This window comes from Methylorubrum rhodinum (assembly GCF_014199935.1).
In the GTDB taxonomy this organism is placed as follows: Bacteria; Pseudomonadota; Alphaproteobacteria; order Rhizobiales; family Beijerinckiaceae; genus Methylobacterium; species Methylobacterium rhodinum.
The window spans coordinates 309,363-325,199 of sequence record NZ_JACHOP010000001.1 but is presented as its reverse complement, the minus strand read 5'-3'; the positions used below and the strand labels follow the sequence as shown (position 1 = coordinate 325,199).

The window sequence follows — 15,837 nt, the reverse complement described above, 5'->3', positions numbered from 1 at the left end:
TCTGCACGCTCGCTCGTACATCGGCTCAGGCCTCGGCCCGCGCGCGGTGGAACACGTCGAGATGCGCTAAGCCCGGCTCCTCGTCCCAGCGGGCGCGGTAGGCGAGGCGGAACAGCTCTTCCGGGTCACGCTCGGACAGGCGCGGCGGCGGCGCTTCGGTCTCCTCGATCTCGATGGCGACCCGCGCCGGCACGGCGACGCGCACGTCCACGATCCGCACCGGGAAGCTCTCGGCGATGCGGTCGACCTCGGCGCGGTAGCCCGGCAGCAGCCCCTCGCGGGCGAGCCGCACCTGGATGTAGGGCCGGGCCTCCGGCGGCAGGTCGGGATCGAGCCCGAGCGCCGTCAGATGGTCGCCGAGGTCGTCGAGCGTCATGTCACTGGCGGCCGGCAGGCGCAGGAACGGCACCGGGCGCTCGATTGCGATCTGCTCGACCTCGGCCGGACCGGAGCCCAGCGTCACGAGCGTGACCCCGTGGCGATAGGGCTGCTCGGCGGCCGAGAGCGGGATCAGCGAGCCGCAATAGCGCACGTGCCCGCGCCCCAACCCTTGCGCTTTGTGGAGATGGCCGAGCGCGACGTAGCGCGCCTCGTCGGGAAACACGTCGGCCGGCACGGCGTGCTCGCCGCCCACGAGGATGCGCCGCTCCGCGCCTTCCGATTCGAGCCCGCCCGCCACGTGGAGATGGCCGGTGACGAGGAGCGGCAGCCCGCCGAGCCGGGGACGCGCCGCCTCGAACAGCTGGCCGTAGAGGTCGCGCACGCCGCGCACGATGGGCGACGGGTCGCCGCCCTCCGCCTTGTTGATCGAGGAGAGCGGCGGCAGGCAGGCGGCGGTGGGGTAGGAGACGGCGAGCACCTGCGCCGCCACTTCGCCGGAGGCGTCGCGGATCGGCACGAGGTGATGGCTCGGGTCGATCATACCGTCGCGGCGGCGGACATTGCCGATCACCCGCACGCCGATCGCCTCCAGCAGCGGGCGCGGCGCCTCCAGCCGCCCGGCGGCGTCGTGGTTGCCCGCGGTGATCACGATGGTCATGGCCGGCCGCGCCGCGTGGAGGCGCGCCATCAGGGCGTAGAAGCGTCCTTGCGATTCGCCCGACGGGTTCTGGCAGTCGAACACGTCGCCCGCGACCACCAGGGCGTCGACCTCGCGCTCCGCGGCGATGGCTTCGAGCCGGGCGAAGACGGCCGCGTGCTCGGACTCGCGCGAGAAGCCGCGCAGGGTCTGCCCGATATGCCAGTCGCCCGTATGGAGGACGCGTATCACCGGAAGAGTCCGCCGAGCCGTCGCCGCAGGGTCTGCGCGGCGGCGGGGTTGTAGCGGGTTCGGCAGCCGGCTTCGAGGGGTCAGGCGCTCAGGCGCCCGATCTCCTGTGATGAAGCCGCGACCGGCGGCGAGATCACCGGCAGACCGTGATCGTCTTGACGATCCAGCCCTCGCCCTCCTGCCACAGCTTGCGCCGGGCGCGGGAGCAATTGTCGGGTTCGGCAGCGGTCCAGACGGTGCCGGGCTTGGCGGCCGGGGCGGCGGGCGCCTCGGCCAGACGGGGAGCCTTGACCTTCGCCTCGGGCGCGGCCAGGGCAGCGGTGGACCAGCTCAAGGCGAGGCTGAGCGATCCGAGCAAGATGCGGAAGGGCGAGGCGCGCACGATCTGAGGGGTCCGTGGTCGGGGCCGAACGGTCACGCTTCATCTAAGCGGTGTTGGCCCGGTTGCAATCGTCGTCCACCACGATTTCGCCCTCATCGGCACAATTTTTTCAAAATCGTTAATGTCCGCCGATTTGTCCGTCCCCGGATCGGACGAGCGGCCCGAGTGTAACCCTTCGGACACAATGTTCGCACGGTCGTCGTGCTAGCCCACTGCTAAGCCGGGCTGTCGGCGTGACGCGCGGTCTGGTCCTTGTTACATGCAAGCGGGGCAGTTCAGCCGGCCCGGACGATCGTGACCGTCATCCGCTTTCGGAATCCGGGGCCGGTCCGGCGCATTTCTTTCGAGCGATCCATGTCCATGCCAAACCGCCGTACCCTTCTCCTCGGGGCAGCGACGAGCCTCGCGCTCCTGACCCCGCTCGTGGGCCTGCCCGGTCTCGCCGCGGCGCAAGGATTCGGCGGCTACGACGACGACCGGCTCTATCAGGACGCCGCGGGCCAGCTCTACCGCAAGCGCGGCGGGCAATACGTCCCCTATAACGGCCGAGTCAGCAACGGCCGTCCGGTGCCGGACGCCGGCGATCTCGACGCCGAGGCCTATGCCCGCCGACGGGCCGAGCGCTACGGCGAGCCGCCGCCCGAGGCGCCGGCCGGACAGGCCCTGAACCAGTCCCCGGCCAACGGCCCGATCCAGACGCCGCGCCCGGCCGCTCCGGGGCAGGCCGGCTGGCAGATGCCGCCGCAGCAGCCCGACAACGGCCCGATCGACTACGGCCGCGCCTATGGCCCGGCCTCCGGTGAGCCGTTCCCGGTCGCGGCCATCAACTACAAGAAGTTCAACCAGACCTACCTGCGCCAGGAGGTCGATTTCCGCACCACCGAGCCGCCGGGCACCATCGTGATCGATCCGCGCGCCCGCTTCCTCTACCTCGTCCTGCCGGGCGGGCGCGCCCGCCGCTACGGCGTCGGCGTCGGCAAGCAGGGTTTCGCGTGGTCGGGCACCGCGACGATCAACTCGAAGCAGGCCTGGCCCGATTGGTATCCGCCCAAGGAGATGATCGCCCGGCGTCCCGACCTCGCCGGTCAGGTCGACAAGCTCCAGAGCGGGCTCGGCGTGCCCGGCGGCTCGCGCAACCCGCTCGGCGCGCGCGCCATGTATCTGTGGCAGAACAACAAGGACACCCTGTTCCGCATCCACGGCACGCTGGAGCCGCACTCCATCGGCCAGAGCGTGTCCTCGGGCTGCATCCGCATGATCAACCAGGACGCGATCGACCTGTTCAACCGGGTCGAAGTCGGCACCAAGGTGGTGGTGCTCGGCTGAAGCGGCCTTACCTTTCCTCGCGGGGCCTGAGCGAAGAGCCCCGCGAGGAGACGCCATGGTCGATCTGATCCCGCGCGAGCACCTGTTCGGCAACCCGACGCGGTACGGCCATCAGATCAGCCCGGACGGCAAGCGGCTCGCTTGGGTCGCGCCCTACGAGGGCGTGCTCAACATCTGGTCGGCGCCGCTCGATGCGCTCGACGCCGCCCGGCCCGTGACGCGGGACCGGCGCCGGGCGGTCGACAGCTTCGCCTTCGCCTATGACGGGCGCCACCTGCTCTACGTGCAGGACGTCGACGGCGACGAGAACTTTCACGTGTTCGCCGCGGACCTCGAGTCGGGCGAGCACCGCGACCTGACGCCCTATCCCGGCATCGCCGCGGCCATCGTCGGGATGAGCCGGCTGGTGCGCGGCCGGGTGCTGCTCGCGCTGAACGACCGCGACGCGCGCTTTCACGACCTGCACAGCGTCGATCTGGCCACCGGCGAGCGGCAACTCGTGGCGGAGAACCCCGGCTTTCTCGGTTTCATCATCGACGAGGACTACGTCGCGCGCTTCGCGATCCGGAACCGGCGCGACGGGGCGAGCGAGACCCTGATCCGCGACGGCGAGGGCTGGAAACCCTGGCTGACCTTCCCGCCGGAGGATGCCCGCGCCTCGGGCGCCGAGAACCTCGACGCGACGGGACGCATCCTGTTCTGCCGCGACAGCCGCGGCCGGGACACCGCCGCGCTCACCCGGATCGACATCGCCAGCGGCGCGGTGCGGACGATCGCGGCGCACGACGAGGCCGATATCGGCACCGTTCTCCACGACATCGAGACCCGCGAGCCGATCGCCTATTCGGTCACCCATGCCCGCCGCCGCTGGCACGTGCTGGACGACCGCTTCCGCGACGACTTCGCCTTCCTCGACGGTCAGGGGCTGGGCGACTGGTATCCGTCGAGCCGCAGCGAGGACGACGCGCTCTGGATCGTCGTCGCCCGCGCGGACACGCGGGTGAGCGAGGCGGCGCTCTACCACCGGCGCGCCAAGACCCTGCGCCCCCTCGGCAGCGCCCGGCCGGAACTCGACGGCGCGCCGCTGGTGCCGATGCATCCGGCGGTGATCCGCTCCCGCGACGGGCTCGACCTCGTGTCCTACCTGAGCCGACCGCTCGGCGCGGACGGGCCGGGGCCGCTGGTGCTCCTCGTCCACGGAGGGCCTTGGGCGCGCGACAGCTTCGGCTTCGATCCGATGCACCAGTGGCTGGCCAACCGCGGCTACGCGGCCCTCAGCGTCAACTTCCGCTCCTCGACCGGCTTCGGAAAGTCCTTCCTCAACGCGGGCGACGGCGCCTGGGGCCGGGCCATGGACGACGACCTGCTCGATGCCGTCGCCTGGGCGGTGGCCGAGGGCGTGGCCGACCCGAAGCGCGTCGCGATCATGGGCGGCAGCTACGGCGGCTACGCCGCGCTGATGGCTCTGTGCCGCAACCCCGACGTCTACGCCTGCGGCATCGACCTCGTCGGCCCGTCCAATCTCGAGACGCTGGTGCGCACCATCCCGCCCTATTGGGAGGCGATGCGGACGCAGCTCCACCGCGCCATCGGCGATCCGGACACGGAGGAGGGCATGGCGCTGATCCGCGAGCGCTCGCCGGTCTATTTCGCCGACCGGATCAAGGCGCCGCTGATGATCGTCCAGGGCGCCAACGACCCGCGGGTGAAACAGGCCGAATCCGATCAGATGGTCGCGGCCCTGGAGCGCGGCGGCGTGCCGGTGACCTACCTGCTCTACCCGGACGAGGGCCACGGCCTCGTGCGGCCGGAGAACCGGCTGGCCTTCTTCGCGCGGGCCGAGCCGTTCCTGGCGCGCCATCTCGGCGGGCGCTGCGAGCCGATCCGGGAGGGGGAGGCGGCGGGGAGTTCGGTGCAGGTGGTGCGGGAGGGGTAGTCGGGGCCGGCCACCGCGTGGATCGATTCACCGCCGCCGTCATTCCGGGGCGCCGCAGGCGAACCCGGAATCTACGACTGGCCGCGACGGTTCGCTTCAAGCCGGGCATCCCGCATCACGGGTGGATTCCGGGTTCCGCTTCGCGGCCCCGGAACGACGGGGGAGGGTGAGGCGGGGCGCCGCGTGTCGCTGCGCGGCCTACCCCCCCGTCATCGGCGGGAAGAACGCGATCTCCTGCGCGCCCGCGATCGGACTGGCGGGCTTGGCATGCACCCGGTCGATGGCCGTGCGGACCACGCCCTCGGTCTCGAAGGCGTAGGCGTATTCCTCGCCCCGCGTCCTCAGCCAGCCGATCAGGTCGGCGACCGTCGCGACCTCGGGGGGCGGAGTCACGGTCTCCTCCGGCTTGCCGACGCGCTCGCGCACCCAGGCGAAGTAGACGAGCTTCATGCGCCGCACTCCCGGACCCGGACCGACGTCAGACGGGCGGTCCCCAAGTCCCAAAAAACAAAAAACTAGCGCGGATCGTCGATCGCGTGCCGGATGCCGGCCCTCATGTAGTCCCAGCCGGTGTAGATCGTGAGGGCGGCGGCGAGCCACAGCAGGACGATGCCGAGGGCCATGCTGCCGGGAATCAGCGCCTCCGCCGCGGGACCCGCCACCAGCACGCCGAGCGCCAGGAGCTGGACGGTCGTCTTCCACTTGGCGATGCGGCTGACCGGCAGGCCGACCTTCAGCTCGGCGAGATACTCGCGAAGCCCCGAGACCAGCACCTCGCGGCACAGGATCACGATCGCCGCGCCGATCGAGAGGCCCTCGATGGTCCCGTCGGCGGCGAGCATGAACAGGCAGGCGGCCACCAGCAGCTTGTCGGCGATCGGATCGAGCATGCGCCCGAGCGCCGAACTCTGCGCGTAGGTGCGCGCGACGTAGCCGTCGAGGTAGTCGGTGATCGCGGCGGCAACGAAGACGCCGAAGGCGGCCCAGCGCGCGGCGAACTCGTCCGGCCAGAACAGCAGGACGACCACGACCGGGACCGCGACGAGGCGGCCGTAGGTGAGGCAGTTCGCGAGCGTCCAGGCCTGCGACCGGCGTCGGGGGAGGACGGCGTTCATCGGGGCGGTGAAATCACGGGCCGAGGAGGGCGTCAACCGCGGCGAATGCGGCCCGGCCTCCCGCGCGGGTTCGGGGTGCGGCTCAGGCATTGGCGTGGAAGAAGTCGTAGACGGCGCGCGCGGTCGCCGCGTTCACGCCCGGTGCCTTGGCGAGGTCTTCGAGCGCCGCCCGCTCGATCGCCTTCACGGTGCCGAAATGGTGCAGCAGCGCCCGCTTGCGGGTGGGGCCGATGCCGGCGATCTCGTCCAGCGGATTCCGGGTCATCTCGCGCTTGCGCCGGGCCCGGTGGGTGCCGATGGCGAAGCGGTGGGCCTCGTCGCGCAGGCGCTGGACGAAGTAGAGCACGGGATCGCGCGGCGGCAGCTTGAACGGCGGGCGGCCCGGCAGGAAGAAGGTCTCGCGCCCGGCATCGCGGTCGCGGCCCTTGGCGATGCCGACCAACGGCACGTCGGTGACGCCGATCTCGGCCAGCACCCCGCGCACCGCCTCCAGTTGCCCGGCGCCGCCGTCGATCAGGACGAGGTCGGGCCAGGCCGGGAAGTTTTCCGCATTCTCCAGAGCCGTTTCCAGTTCCGTGGCGGCGGGGGCCGCCTGTTCCTCGGCCACGGCCTGCGGCATGCCGGCCTCCGCGTCGCGGGAGGCGCGCGGCGTCTCCTTGGCCAGCCGCTTGAAGCGGCGGGTCAGCACCTCGCGCATCATCCCGAAATCGTCGCCCGGCGTCAGCTCCTCCGACTTGATGTTGAAGGTGCGGTAATGGGTCTTCATGAAGCCGGTCGGTCCGGCCACGATCATCCCGCCGACCGCGTTGGTGCCGGAGATGTGCGAGTTGTCGTAGACCTCGACCCGGCGCGGCGGCGTGGTCAGGCCGAGGGTCTGGCCCAGCGCCGCCAGGAGCTTGCCTTGCGAGGCGGTGTCGGCGAGGCGCCGTCCCAGCGCCTCCTTGGCGTTGCGCTTCGCGTAGTCGACGAGGTTCTTGCGCTCGCCCCGCTGCGGCAGGTGGAGTTCGACCCGGTGCTCGACCCGGCTGGAGAGCGCGGCGGCGACCAGTTCCGCATCCTCGACGGCGTGGCTGACGAGCACCACCCGCGGCGCGGGCTTGTCGTCGTAGAACTGCGAGATGAACGAGGCCAGCACCTCATCGCCGCTCATGGAGCGGTCGGCCTTGGGGAAGTAGGCGCGGTTGCCCCAGTTCTGGAAGTTGCGGAAGAAGAACACCTCGATGCAGAACTGGCCGGCCTGCTCGTCGAGGGCGAACACGTCGGCCTCCTCGACCCCCTGCGTGTTCACCCCTTGCGTCCCCTGGATCGCCGAGAGCGCCGCAATGCGGTCGCGAAAGCGCGCGGCGCGCTCGAATTCGAGGTTCTCGGAGGCCGCCTGCATCTCCTCGCGCATCCGGTCCTTCACGGCGTTCGACTTGCCGGACAGAAAGGCCCGCGCGTTGTCGGCCAGCGCGACGTAATCCGCCTCGGGGATTTCGCCGGTGCAGGGGCCGGAGCAGCGCTTGATCTGGAACAGCAGGCAGGGCCGGGTGCGGTTCTCGTAATAGCTGTCCGAGCAGGTGCGCAGCAGGAAGGCGCGCTGGAGCGCGTTCACCGTGCGGTTGACCGCCCAGACGTTGGCGAAGGGGCCGTAATAGTTGCCCTTGCGGCGGCGCGCGCCGCGGTGCTTGACGATCTGCGGGGCCGGGCCGTCGCTGGTGAGCAGGATGTAGGGGAACGACTTGTCGTCCCGCATCAGCACGTTGAAGCGGGGCTTCAACTGCTTGATGAGGTTGGCCTCCAGCAGCAGCGCCTCGGTCTCGGTCGCGGTGGTGACGAACTCCATCGCCGCCGTCTGCGCGATCATGCGGGCGATGCGGTTCGAGTGGGCCTGCCCCCGCGCGTAGGAGCCGACCCGCGCCTTCAGGTTCTTGGCCTTGCCGACGTAGAGGACGTCGCCCTTGTGGTCGAACATCCGGTAGACGCCCGGCGAGGTCGGCAGGGTCGACCAGAACCGGCGGATGATCTCGGTGCCGACCTTGACCGCGGAGTGGTCGATGTCGAAGTCGATTTCCGGCGCGTCGTCGAGCGCGGCAATCTCGGCATCCGCCTCGCGCTCGTCCTCGTCGAAGCTCTCGGGCGGGACGTCCTCGAAGCTGGATCGGGTCGCGCGGCTCATGCCGCCCATGTAGGCCGGGGGGATTCCGGTTGGAAGGGTCGGGACGGGCGCGACACCGGATCAGCGTTCCTATTGGTCGCCTCGCGGCCAGTTGCGTCCCTCTCCCCGCACGCGGGGAGAGGCCTGCATGGACCTCGTCGTCGTCGCGACAAGCGGTAGCGGGGGTGAGGGGGCGTATCCGCCTGAGCCTCATCCGGTGCCGCCCCCTCACCTTCGGCTGCCGCCTCGCTTCGGCGACGACAGGGTCGCCGAAGCCCTCTCCCCGCGTGCGGGGAGAGGGGATGCGTCGGGCAGCGAGGCAATCAAACGAAAAGGATCAATCAAAGAGTGCGTCGATGTCCGACTGGTCGACGTGGCCCGGATCGTCCTGGAGCTTCGGCCCGTTGAGGAGCGAGCTCTCGTCGTCGGCGTCCGGGGCCGCGGCATCGACGCCCATGAGGTCGCGGAAGCTGTCCAGCCCGCTCCAGGCGTCGATGACGCGGTCGAGATGCTCCTCGACGAACTTCAGCACGCCGACGATCTTGCTGATGCGCTGGCCGGTCAGGTCCTGGAAGTTGCAGGCCTCGTAGGCGCCGACCACGCTGTCGAGGATGGCGTCGAGGTTGTCCTGGGCGGCCTTAGGCAGGCGGGTGCCGCGCATCATGTTGGCGTTGGTCTCGATCCGCTCGATCGCGCCGAGGATGTTCGAGGTCGCCTGCTCGGTCGATTCCACCACGGCGTCGAGCTCGCCCGCGACGCGGCGCATGCCCTTGCCGGAATTCTCCGAGCGGTAGAGGCTCGCGATCTCGGACTTGGTGCGGGCGATCGCCTCCTTCATCACCTCCAGCTCGTGGCGCATGGCGAAGGCCTCGCCGAGCTCCCGGCGGCAGGCCTCGATGGTCTCGCCCGCGCTGGCCTGGGTGACTCGGCGCAGATCGTTGATGGCGTTCAGGATCTCGTCGAGGCGCGGGCTCGACGGGGCTTCGGCCTGTGGCACGGGCGCGACCGGAGCGGCAGCCAAGCCGAGGCTCTCCTCGATGCGGTAGCGCTTGGTCATCATCGGTCGTGCTGGCCTTCGGGAGCGGGTCGTCCGACCACAATCCCGCGCAGTGGTTTCCATTTGCTGAAGGTTTTCGCGTCCCAGCCACGTTTACGGGGCGTTGACGACGCTTCGCGTTTTGCGTGCGGGGCGTTTCGATTCACCATCTTCGTTCATCGGCCGCGAGCCGCCGTGCCGGACCCTTGCGGCATCACGGGCGACCGGCGGGAGGGGACGATGCGGTTCGGATGGAGCGGGGCGGCGTTCGGCCTCGCATTGCTGGGATCGGGACCGGCCCTGGCGCAAGCGCAGGTCCAGTCCGGCCAGTACGGCGGCGGCTTCATCGAGTTCCTGATGACGGGCAGCGCGCCGGGGCAGCCGCGCCCCCCGGCGGTCGACGGCTATGGCGGGCTCGCCCCGCGACCGGTGCCGCAGGCCGCCCCGAGGCTCGAGGCGCGCACGCGGCTGGCCGCGCTCCCCTCCCAGCCGCAAGCGGAGGACGGGGCCATCGCGCGCGCGGTCGATCCGCGCTTCGCCCGTCAGGTCGTGCCCTATGACGGTCCGGGCAAAGCCGGCAGCATCGTCATCGATACGAACGCCAAGCATCTGTTCCTGATCCAGCCCGGCGGCCAGGCGATCCGCTACGGCATCGGCGTCGGGCGCCCCGGCTTCACCTGGAGCGGGGTGAAGACGATCTCGGCCAAGAAGGAATGGCCGGACTGGATCCCGCCCGCCGAGATGCTGGCCCGCCGCCCCGACCTGCCGCGGCACATGGAGGGCGGCCCCGGCAACCCGCTCGGCGCGCGGGCGCTCTATCTCGGCACCTCGCTCTACCGCATCCACGGCACCAACGAGCCGCACACGATCGGCCAGAACGTGTCCTCGGGCTGCATCCGCATGATGAACGAGGACGTGATCGACCTCTACGAGCGCATCCCGGTCGGCACCCGCGTCGATGTGATCTGAGGTGTCGGGGCGGGGGAACGGCGCGGTCGGTGGTGGAGTCTGCGATCGGCGGAAGGATCCGTTCAGACTTCGCCGTGCAGCGTGGCTGATGAAGAACGAGGTCCGTCGGCACGATGTGGACGTTGCGTCGATCCTCCGCGCGGGGTGAGCCGTCGGGCGATGGGGCGCCGTCGGCCGGTCTCGCGAGACGGTTCGCCTCCGACGAGAGCGGCGCGGTCGCGCTGATCTTCGGCCTGAGCGCGACGGCCCTGATCGGGCTCGTCGGCGGCGCGATCGACTATTCCCGGCTCCACCTCCGGCAGGTCCAGCTTCAGCAGGCGGCCGATGCCGGCGTGATGGCCGGGGGCGCCACGATGAAACTCGCCGCGTCCGATTCCGCGGCGATCAGGGGCACGACCGAGAACGCGATCAAGGAGGCGGACGCCGCCGCCGGCCAAAAGCATCTGGCGATCGAGACGGTCGTCGATCTCGGAGCGTCGAGCGTCTCGGCGCTGCTCACCAGCGAGGTCAGGCTGGCCTTCGGACCCTTCATCGGCATGGCGTCCCGAACGGTGTCGGCGCGCTCGAAGGCACAGCTCTACGGGAAGATGCGCCTGTGCATCCTGGCCGTCGACCCGACGGAGGACGCGACCATCCGCATGCAGGAGAGCGGACAGGTCCGGGCGACGCAATGCGCCATCTACTCCAACGCCTCGGGCAAGCAGGGCATCACGCTCGAAGGCTTCTCGAAGCTGACCGCCTCGCAGGTGTGCTCGGCCGGCGGCGCGAAGGTCGAGACCAGCAACGCCCCGATCCCGACGCCCCAGACCGGATGCCCGAGCCTCGGCGATCCGCTCGCCGACCGGGTGGCGCCGCCATCCTCGGGCTGCACCGCGACGGGACTGACGATCACGGCGTCCCGGAGCCTGTCGCCGGGGACCTACTGCAAGGGGCTGAAGGTCACGAACGGTGCCGTGGTGACGCTGGGGCAAGGCACGTACGTCATCGACGACGGTCCCCTCGAAGTGGACGGCAACGCGACGCTGACCGGCGAATATGTCGGCTTCTACCTCAAGAACGCGTCCGGAACGCTCAAATTCGCCAAGGAGAGCACCGTCAGCCTCACGGCGCCGAAGGACGGGCCGCTCTCCGGCCTGCTCCTGTTCGAGGACCGATCGGCGCCGCCCCTGCGCGACCACCTGATCACGAGCAACAACGCCCGGCGCCTGATCGGGACGATCTACCTGCCGCGGGGACGACTCATCGTCGATGCCGAGCGGGCGGTGGCCGAGGACTCGGCCTACACCGTGATCGTCGCCCGCCAGATCAACATCGCGAAGTTCTCGAGCCTGGTCATGAACGCCAATTACGGGCTCAGCGACGTGCCGCTGCCGAAAGGCGTCGGCCCGCGGGGCGGACGCCTGCTCATCAGCCAGTGAGGGCCTGACGGCGTCGGACGGTCGCGGCGGTCACGGAAAGGGCCGACGCCGCGGCACGGCGCCGGCCCTTCCGAATTCGGCCGGACGGGATCAGGCCCAGTCTTCGTCGCCGCCGTCGCCGAGGTCGCTCCCGAAATCGCCGCCGGAATCGCCACCGCCGAAGCCGGCGCTCTGGAAGCCACCGTCACCGCCGCCCAGCGCCGAGCCGAGATCCTGGTCGCCGCCCGCAACGCTCGCCGCGTCGCCGCCGGTCAGACCGGCCGCCTGTGCGCTGCCGAGGCTCGAATGGCCGCCCGCGAAGGCGTTGGACAGGGCGCTGCCGAGCAGCATGCCGCCCGCCGCGCCCGCCGCCATCGGCAACGCGGTCGCCAGGAATCCGCCGCCGCGGGCCGGCTGCTGCTGGGCGTAGCCCGGCTGGCCGCCCCAGGGACCGCCCTGCTGGGGTCCGCCGAAACCGCCCTGCTGGCCGTAGCCCGGCTGTTGCCCGTAACCGGGTTGCTGGCCGTAGCCCGGAGGCTGCTGGCCCCACTGGCCGCCGGCCGGACGCTGCGGCTCGGAGCGGCCGCCGCCGCCGAAGATGCTCGACAGGAAGCCGCCGCCGCCCGAGGACTGGGGCTGGGGCTGCTGGCGGGCCTGCTCCAGCTGCTGGTTGAGGCTCTTGATCGCCTCCTCCTGCACGTAGATCAGCTGCGCCATGGCGTAGGGTGCGTAGGGCTGGTTGCGCAGCTTGTCGGCGATGAAGCGCTCGGCATCGGCATCGCGGGAATGGCCGGATGCCTGTTCGAGCCGCTGGAAGATGCCGTTGATGATGTCGCGTTCTTCGCTGTTCATGGAGCCGTCCTCCTGGAGCGCCGGCGCTGTCGTCCACCGTGCGGTGCCGATGAGATGGGTATCGGCCGAGCTAATGTAAGAGCCGGACGAGAGGCCGCATTCCCGATGCCGTCACCTTCCGGAGGAGGGCGCGAGCGCCGGAAATCCGGTCTCGTGCGATGAACGAGCGAGACCGGATTTCCGACGCACGGAATCCGCCGCGGCCACGAAAAAAGCCCGGCGCAGGCGCGCCGGGCTTCTTCCGGATCGGGTTGGAGGCGACCCCCGCAGGGAGGGCCGCCGCCGGGGTTCGGCTTAGTACGAGCCGAACTTGTAGTTGATGCCGGCGCGGACGACGGCGAACTCGGTGTCGCGCTCGCGGGCACCGCCGCCGCTCGCCAGGACGACGCCCGGGCTGTTCGTGTAGACGAGCGCGCCGGCCGGGGTGGCACCGAAGGCGCCGGTGGTGCGGCTGCCGCGGTCGAGGTTCACGTAGAGACCTTCCACCTTCAGCGTCACGGCCGAGGAGCGGAAGAAGTTCAGGAACGAGTCGGTCGGAAGAGCGTACTCGATGCCACCGCCGGCGGCCCAGCCGGTGCGGAAGTCGTCGTTGGAGCCGTTCGGCAGGCCGAAGTCGCGGCCGCCGCCGGCGCCGTAGGCGAAGCCGCCGGTGCCGTAGACCAGGGTGCGGTCGAAGGCGTAGCCGAGGCGACCGCGGACGGTGCCGAAGTAGTCGAGGCCCGAGACGCCGTTCGGGTTGAACACCTGCGCGCCGGTCAGCAGCGGGGCGCTGCCCGTGGCGATGCCGAACTGGTTCCGGTTGCGGCCGAAGTCGACGTACTGGGCGTCGGCCTCGACACCGACGACGATGCCCGAGCCCGGCGTGAACTGGTAGTTGTAGCCGATCTGGCCACCGCCGACGAAGCCGTCGGTGTTCTCACGGGCGTTGCTGAACGCGAAGGCCGCGGTGGTGCCGGGGGCGACGAGGCCGGAGGCGCCGTTCACGCCGACCACGGTCGGAGCGCGGTTGCCGTCGTTGGTGCCGAAGCCGTAACCGGCGTTGAAACCGGCGTAGAAGCCGGTCCAGGTGAAGACCGGAACCGGCGTGAAGACCGGCGGCGGGGCGGCGCGGCGCGGAAGGTCGGCGGCGAGCGCCGAACCGGCGACGACGATACCGGCGAGAGCGGTACCGGCCCGAAGAATTGCTTTCATCACTCTGGTCCTTTTTGACTGTGCCGGCGGCTTCGAGAAGCTCAGCGGCACGGTGCCCCGTATCTATTCCAGCATCTCGAAAGATACTGTTGCGGCTCGATCACGCCGACCGTCCCGAAGGCGGCCCCTTTGTGGCGAAGATCGTTCGTTGCCGTCCGTTCGATCATCAAACGCCACCGAATGGCCAAGGTTCACTTACGGCCTAGCTTTTTCCGGCGTCGCCCAATGACAGATTGTCGCAGCCAGTGGGCCGCGGCGATCCGTGACCCGGTGGGCTTACGACGCGCCGACGGCCTCGCACGTGCGGCACCGCACAAAAGCCTGGCCGCAGCGCTCCCCCTCGGATCGGGTGTGGCTTTCCGGCACCACCCGATCCGAGGGGAGCTTCCGACTTCCGGTAGAAGGGGAGGCCCTACGGCGTCAGCGCGATCGCCGAGATCAGCCGGCCGTAATCCGGCTCGCTGCGGTGGGTGGTGCGGCGGAAGCTGTAGAAGCGCTCCGGGTCGGCATAGGTGCAGAGTCCCAGGGCCGTCGCCTCGCCGACGCGGGCTTCCGCGAGCCGCGCGAGGATGAAGGCCGGCAGGTCGAACTTCGCGTGCCCCTCCCGGCCCTCCGCGAAGAAGCGCTCCGAGTCCGGCACCTCGTCGCGGAAGCGGGCGACGAAATCGGCGCCGACCTCGTAATTGCCCTGCGAGATCGTCGGTCCGAGCACCGCGACGATCGTCTCGCGCTCGGCGCCGAGGCGCTCCATCGCTGCCACCGTCGCCTCGACCACCCCGCCGAGCGCGCCCTTCCAGCCGGCATGGGCCGCGCCGACCACGCGGTTCTCGGGATCCGCGAACAGGATCGGCCCGCAATCGGCCGTGGCGATGCCGAGCGCGAGACCGGGCACCCGCGTCACCATCGCGTCGGCCTTCGGGCGCTCGGCAAAGGGCGCCTCGACCGTCACCACGTCGGCGGAATGCACCTGATACAGGCTGACGAGGTTCGGGGCGGGCAGGCCGAGTTGCGCGCACATCCTCGCCCGGTTCTCGGCGACGGCACCTTGCGCGTCGTTCGAGCCGAGCCCGCCGTTCAGCGAGGCGTAGAGCCCCTCCGACACGCCGCCCTGCCGGGTGAAGAAGGCGTGGCGGAGATACGCGTGCGAGCTGAGTTCGGGCGCTTCGATGAACATGGGCTCTCGCAGTCTCAGGATGAGGAGGGGAGGGCGGGAAGCGCGGTCAGCGCCGGGTGGCTCACGCCGAGCACCTTGAACAGGGCGCCCATGCCGCGGGGATCGGGATCGGTGAGCCGAGACACGGCCGCGTCGATCGCCGCCGCCTGCTCCGCCGAGGCGCGGGCCTTAAGCCGGGCGGCGCGCGCCTCCAGCCCGAGGGCGAGGAGGAAGTCGCGCTGCGGGACCGGGCCGTGGATGCCGGTGCCCTCCACGACGGCGGCACGAGCGAGCGCTGCAAAATCCACATGGACGGTGAGGTCCGCCTCGCCCGGCCGGGCGAGCGGATCGGCGAAGGCATGTCCGCGCACCGCCTGCAGTGTGTCGCCGAAGCCCGAACCATCGTGGCCGTAATCGATGGCCAGCAGCGCGCCGCCGTCCCGCGCGAGGCGACGGGCGAGGTCGCGCATCGCGGCGAGCGCCGCGCTCGGCACGGTGAGCACCGCGCCCTCGGATGCCTCTGCCGCGATCTGCGGGTCGGGCTCCGGGTCGAGGCCGAAGGCGAGCGTGCCGTCCTCGCTCAGGCCGACCCGGCGCTCGCACCAGCCGCGCGGAGTCCGCACGAACTGGCGGGCGGGGAGCGCGTCGAAGAACTCGTTGGCGACGACGAGAAGCGGCGCCTCGGGCAGGCTCGCGATGCTGTCATGGAAGACCGGCTCGGCGTCGGCGAGCCGCTCGGCCTGGAGCGCCCGCAGCACCGGGCTGGTCTCGACGAGGTGGAGGTCGAATTCCGGACCCGCCGCCCGCAGCGCGCGCAACGCGTCGCTCATCAGCGTGCCGCGGCCCGGTCCCAACTCGACGAGGCAGGGTTTTCGGGAGCCGGAGAATCCCGCGAGCAGCGCCGCCGCCCAGGCGCCGACGAGTTCGCCGAACATCTGGCTGATCTCCGGCGCGGTGACGAAGTCGCCCCGCGCGCCCAGGGGATCGCGGGTGGCGTAGTAGCCGTGGGCCGGGTGGCTCAGGCAGAGCGCCATGTAGCGGTCGAGGCCGATCGGCCCGTCGGTGCGGATCAT

General features: G+C 70.7%; 14 protein-coding genes. 4 read left to right on the top strand and 10 right to left on the bottom strand.

The window, feature by feature from the left end; all coding sequences use genetic code 11:
• Nucleotides 1-25: 25 nt before the first annotated feature.
• A complete protein-coding gene (locus HNR00_RS01455) occupies nt 26-1,270 on the bottom strand; it encodes an exonuclease SbcCD subunit D (protein ID WP_183563713.1) in 1,245 nt (414 codons plus the stop codon).
• A 133-nt stretch (nt 1,271-1,403) separates the two neighbouring features.
• A complete protein-coding gene (locus tag HNR00_RS01450) occupies nt 1,404-1,652 on the bottom strand; it encodes a hypothetical protein (RefSeq protein ID WP_183563710.1) in 249 nt (82 codons plus the stop codon).
• A gap of 354 nt (nt 1,653-2,006) precedes the next feature.
• Between HNR00_RS01450 and HNR00_RS01445 the strand changes: the two genes are divergently transcribed.
• Nucleotides 2,007-2,978, top strand: coding sequence for a L,D-transpeptidase (locus HNR00_RS01445; RefSeq protein WP_183563707.1), 972 nt, complete (start codon nt 2,007-2,009; stop codon nt 2,976-2,978).
• 55 nt (nt 2,979-3,033) lie between these two features.
• A complete protein-coding gene (locus HNR00_RS01440; RefSeq protein ID WP_183563704.1) occupies nt 3,034-4,914 on the top strand; it encodes a S9 family peptidase in 1,881 nt (626 codons plus the stop codon).
• A gap of 198 nt (nt 4,915-5,112) precedes the next feature.
• Here the strand turns inward: HNR00_RS01440 and moaD are convergent, their stop codons facing one another.
• The 4 genes from moaD to HNR00_RS01420 form a co-directional block, all read right to left on the bottom strand.
• Nucleotides 5,113-5,364: a molybdopterin converting factor subunit 1 gene (gene moaD / locus HNR00_RS01435; protein WP_183563700.1), complete on the bottom strand. Its 252-nt coding sequence runs from the start codon at nt 5,362-5,364 to the stop codon at nt 5,113-5,115.
• Between the two features lie 65 nt (nt 5,365-5,429).
• Nucleotides 5,430-6,029 carry a CDP-diacylglycerol--glycerol-3-phosphate 3-phosphatidyltransferase gene (gene pgsA, locus HNR00_RS01430; RefSeq protein ID WP_183563697.1) on the bottom strand — a complete coding sequence of 200 codons (600 nt, stop codon included), beginning with the start codon at nt 6,027-6,029 and terminating at the stop codon, nt 5,430-5,432.
• An 82-nt stretch (nt 6,030-6,111) separates the two neighbouring features.
• Nucleotides 6,112-8,187, bottom strand: coding sequence for an excinuclease ABC subunit UvrC (gene uvrC / locus HNR00_RS01425; RefSeq protein WP_183563694.1), 2,076 nt, complete (start codon nt 8,185-8,187; stop codon nt 6,112-6,114).
• Between the two features lie 316 nt (nt 8,188-8,503).
• Nucleotides 8,504-9,226 carry a chemotaxis protein gene (locus HNR00_RS01420; RefSeq protein ID WP_183563691.1) on the bottom strand — a complete coding sequence of 241 codons (723 nt, stop codon included), beginning with the start codon at nt 9,224-9,226 and terminating at the stop codon, nt 8,504-8,506.
• Between the two features lie 216 nt (nt 9,227-9,442).
• On the opposite strand from HNR00_RS01420, the gene HNR00_RS01415 reads away from it, so the two are divergent.
• Together HNR00_RS01415 and HNR00_RS01410 are read left to right on the top strand one after the other, a co-directional pair.
• Entirely contained in the window at nt 9,443-10,171 is a 729-nt protein-coding gene (locus HNR00_RS01415) for a L,D-transpeptidase (protein ID WP_183563688.1), read from the top strand.
• A 122-nt stretch (nt 10,172-10,293) separates the two neighbouring features.
• The gene (locus tag HNR00_RS01410; protein ID WP_183563685.1) at nt 10,294-11,589 is read left to right on the top strand and encodes a TadE/TadG family type IV pilus assembly protein; all 1,296 of its coding nucleotides are present in this window, start codon (nt 10,294-10,296) and stop codon (nt 11,587-11,589) included.
• A gap of 90 nt (nt 11,590-11,679) precedes the next feature.
• On the opposite strand, the gene HNR00_RS01405 is transcribed toward HNR00_RS01410, so the two are convergent.
• The 4 genes from HNR00_RS01405 to HNR00_RS01390 all read right to left on the bottom strand — a co-directional run bounded on the left by HNR00_RS01405 (nt 11,680) and on the right by HNR00_RS01390 (nt 15,837).
• Complete coding sequence (locus HNR00_RS01405; RefSeq protein WP_183563682.1) at nt 11,680-12,420, bottom strand: DUF2076 domain-containing protein; 741 nt, start codon at nt 12,418-12,420, stop codon at nt 11,680-11,682.
• Nucleotides 12,421-12,714: 294 nt separating this feature from the next.
• Nucleotides 12,715-13,611 carry an outer membrane protein gene (locus HNR00_RS01400; protein WP_183563680.1) on the bottom strand — a complete coding sequence of 299 codons (897 nt, stop codon included), beginning with the start codon at nt 13,609-13,611 and terminating at the stop codon, nt 12,715-12,717.
• 412 nt (nt 13,612-14,023) lie between these two features.
• Nucleotides 14,024-14,785, bottom strand: a complete 762-nt coding sequence (pgeF, locus tag HNR00_RS01395; protein ID WP_183563677.1) for a peptidoglycan editing factor PgeF — start codon at nt 14,783-14,785, stop codon at nt 14,024-14,026.
• A gap of 14 nt (nt 14,786-14,799) precedes the next feature.
• Entirely contained in the window at nt 14,800-15,837 is a 1,038-nt protein-coding gene (locus tag HNR00_RS01390; RefSeq protein ID WP_376770346.1) for a class I SAM-dependent methyltransferase, read from the bottom strand.

Coding starts and splice junctions, on each gene's coding strand:
- HNR00_RS01445 (WP_183563707.1), top strand. CDS start 2,007: ATGTCCATGCCAAACCGCCGTACCCTTCTCCTCGGGGCAGCGACGAGC.
- HNR00_RS01440 (WP_183563704.1), top strand. CDS start 3,034: ATGGTCGATCTGATCCCGCGCGAGCACCTGTTCGGCAACCCGACGCGG.
- moaD (WP_183563700.1), bottom strand. CDS start 5,364: ATGAAGCTCGTCTACTTCGCCTGGGTGCGCGAGCGCGTCGGCAAGCCG.
- pgsA (WP_183563697.1), bottom strand. CDS start 6,029: ATGAACGCCGTCCTCCCCCGACGCCGGTCGCAGGCCTGGACGCTCGCG.
- uvrC (WP_183563694.1), bottom strand. CDS start 8,187: ATGAGCCGCGCGACCCGATCCAGCTTCGAGGACGTCCCGCCCGAGAGC.
- HNR00_RS01420 (WP_183563691.1), bottom strand. CDS start 9,226: ATGATGACCAAGCGCTACCGCATCGAGGAGAGCCTCGGCTTGGCTGCC.
- HNR00_RS01415 (WP_183563688.1), top strand. CDS start 9,443: ATGCGGTTCGGATGGAGCGGGGCGGCGTTCGGCCTCGCATTGCTGGGA.
- HNR00_RS01405 (WP_183563682.1), bottom strand. CDS start 12,420: ATGAACAGCGAAGAACGCGACATCATCAACGGCATCTTCCAGCGGCTC.
- HNR00_RS01400 (WP_183563680.1), bottom strand. CDS start 13,611: ATGAAAGCAATTCTTCGGGCCGGTACCGCTCTCGCCGGTATCGTCGTC.
- pgeF (WP_183563677.1), bottom strand. CDS start 14,785: ATGTTCATCGAAGCGCCCGAACTCAGCTCGCACGCGTATCTCCGCCAC.
- HNR00_RS01390 (WP_376770346.1), bottom strand. CDS start 15,837: ATGATCCGCACCGACGGGCCGATCGGCCTCGACCGCTACATGGCGCTC.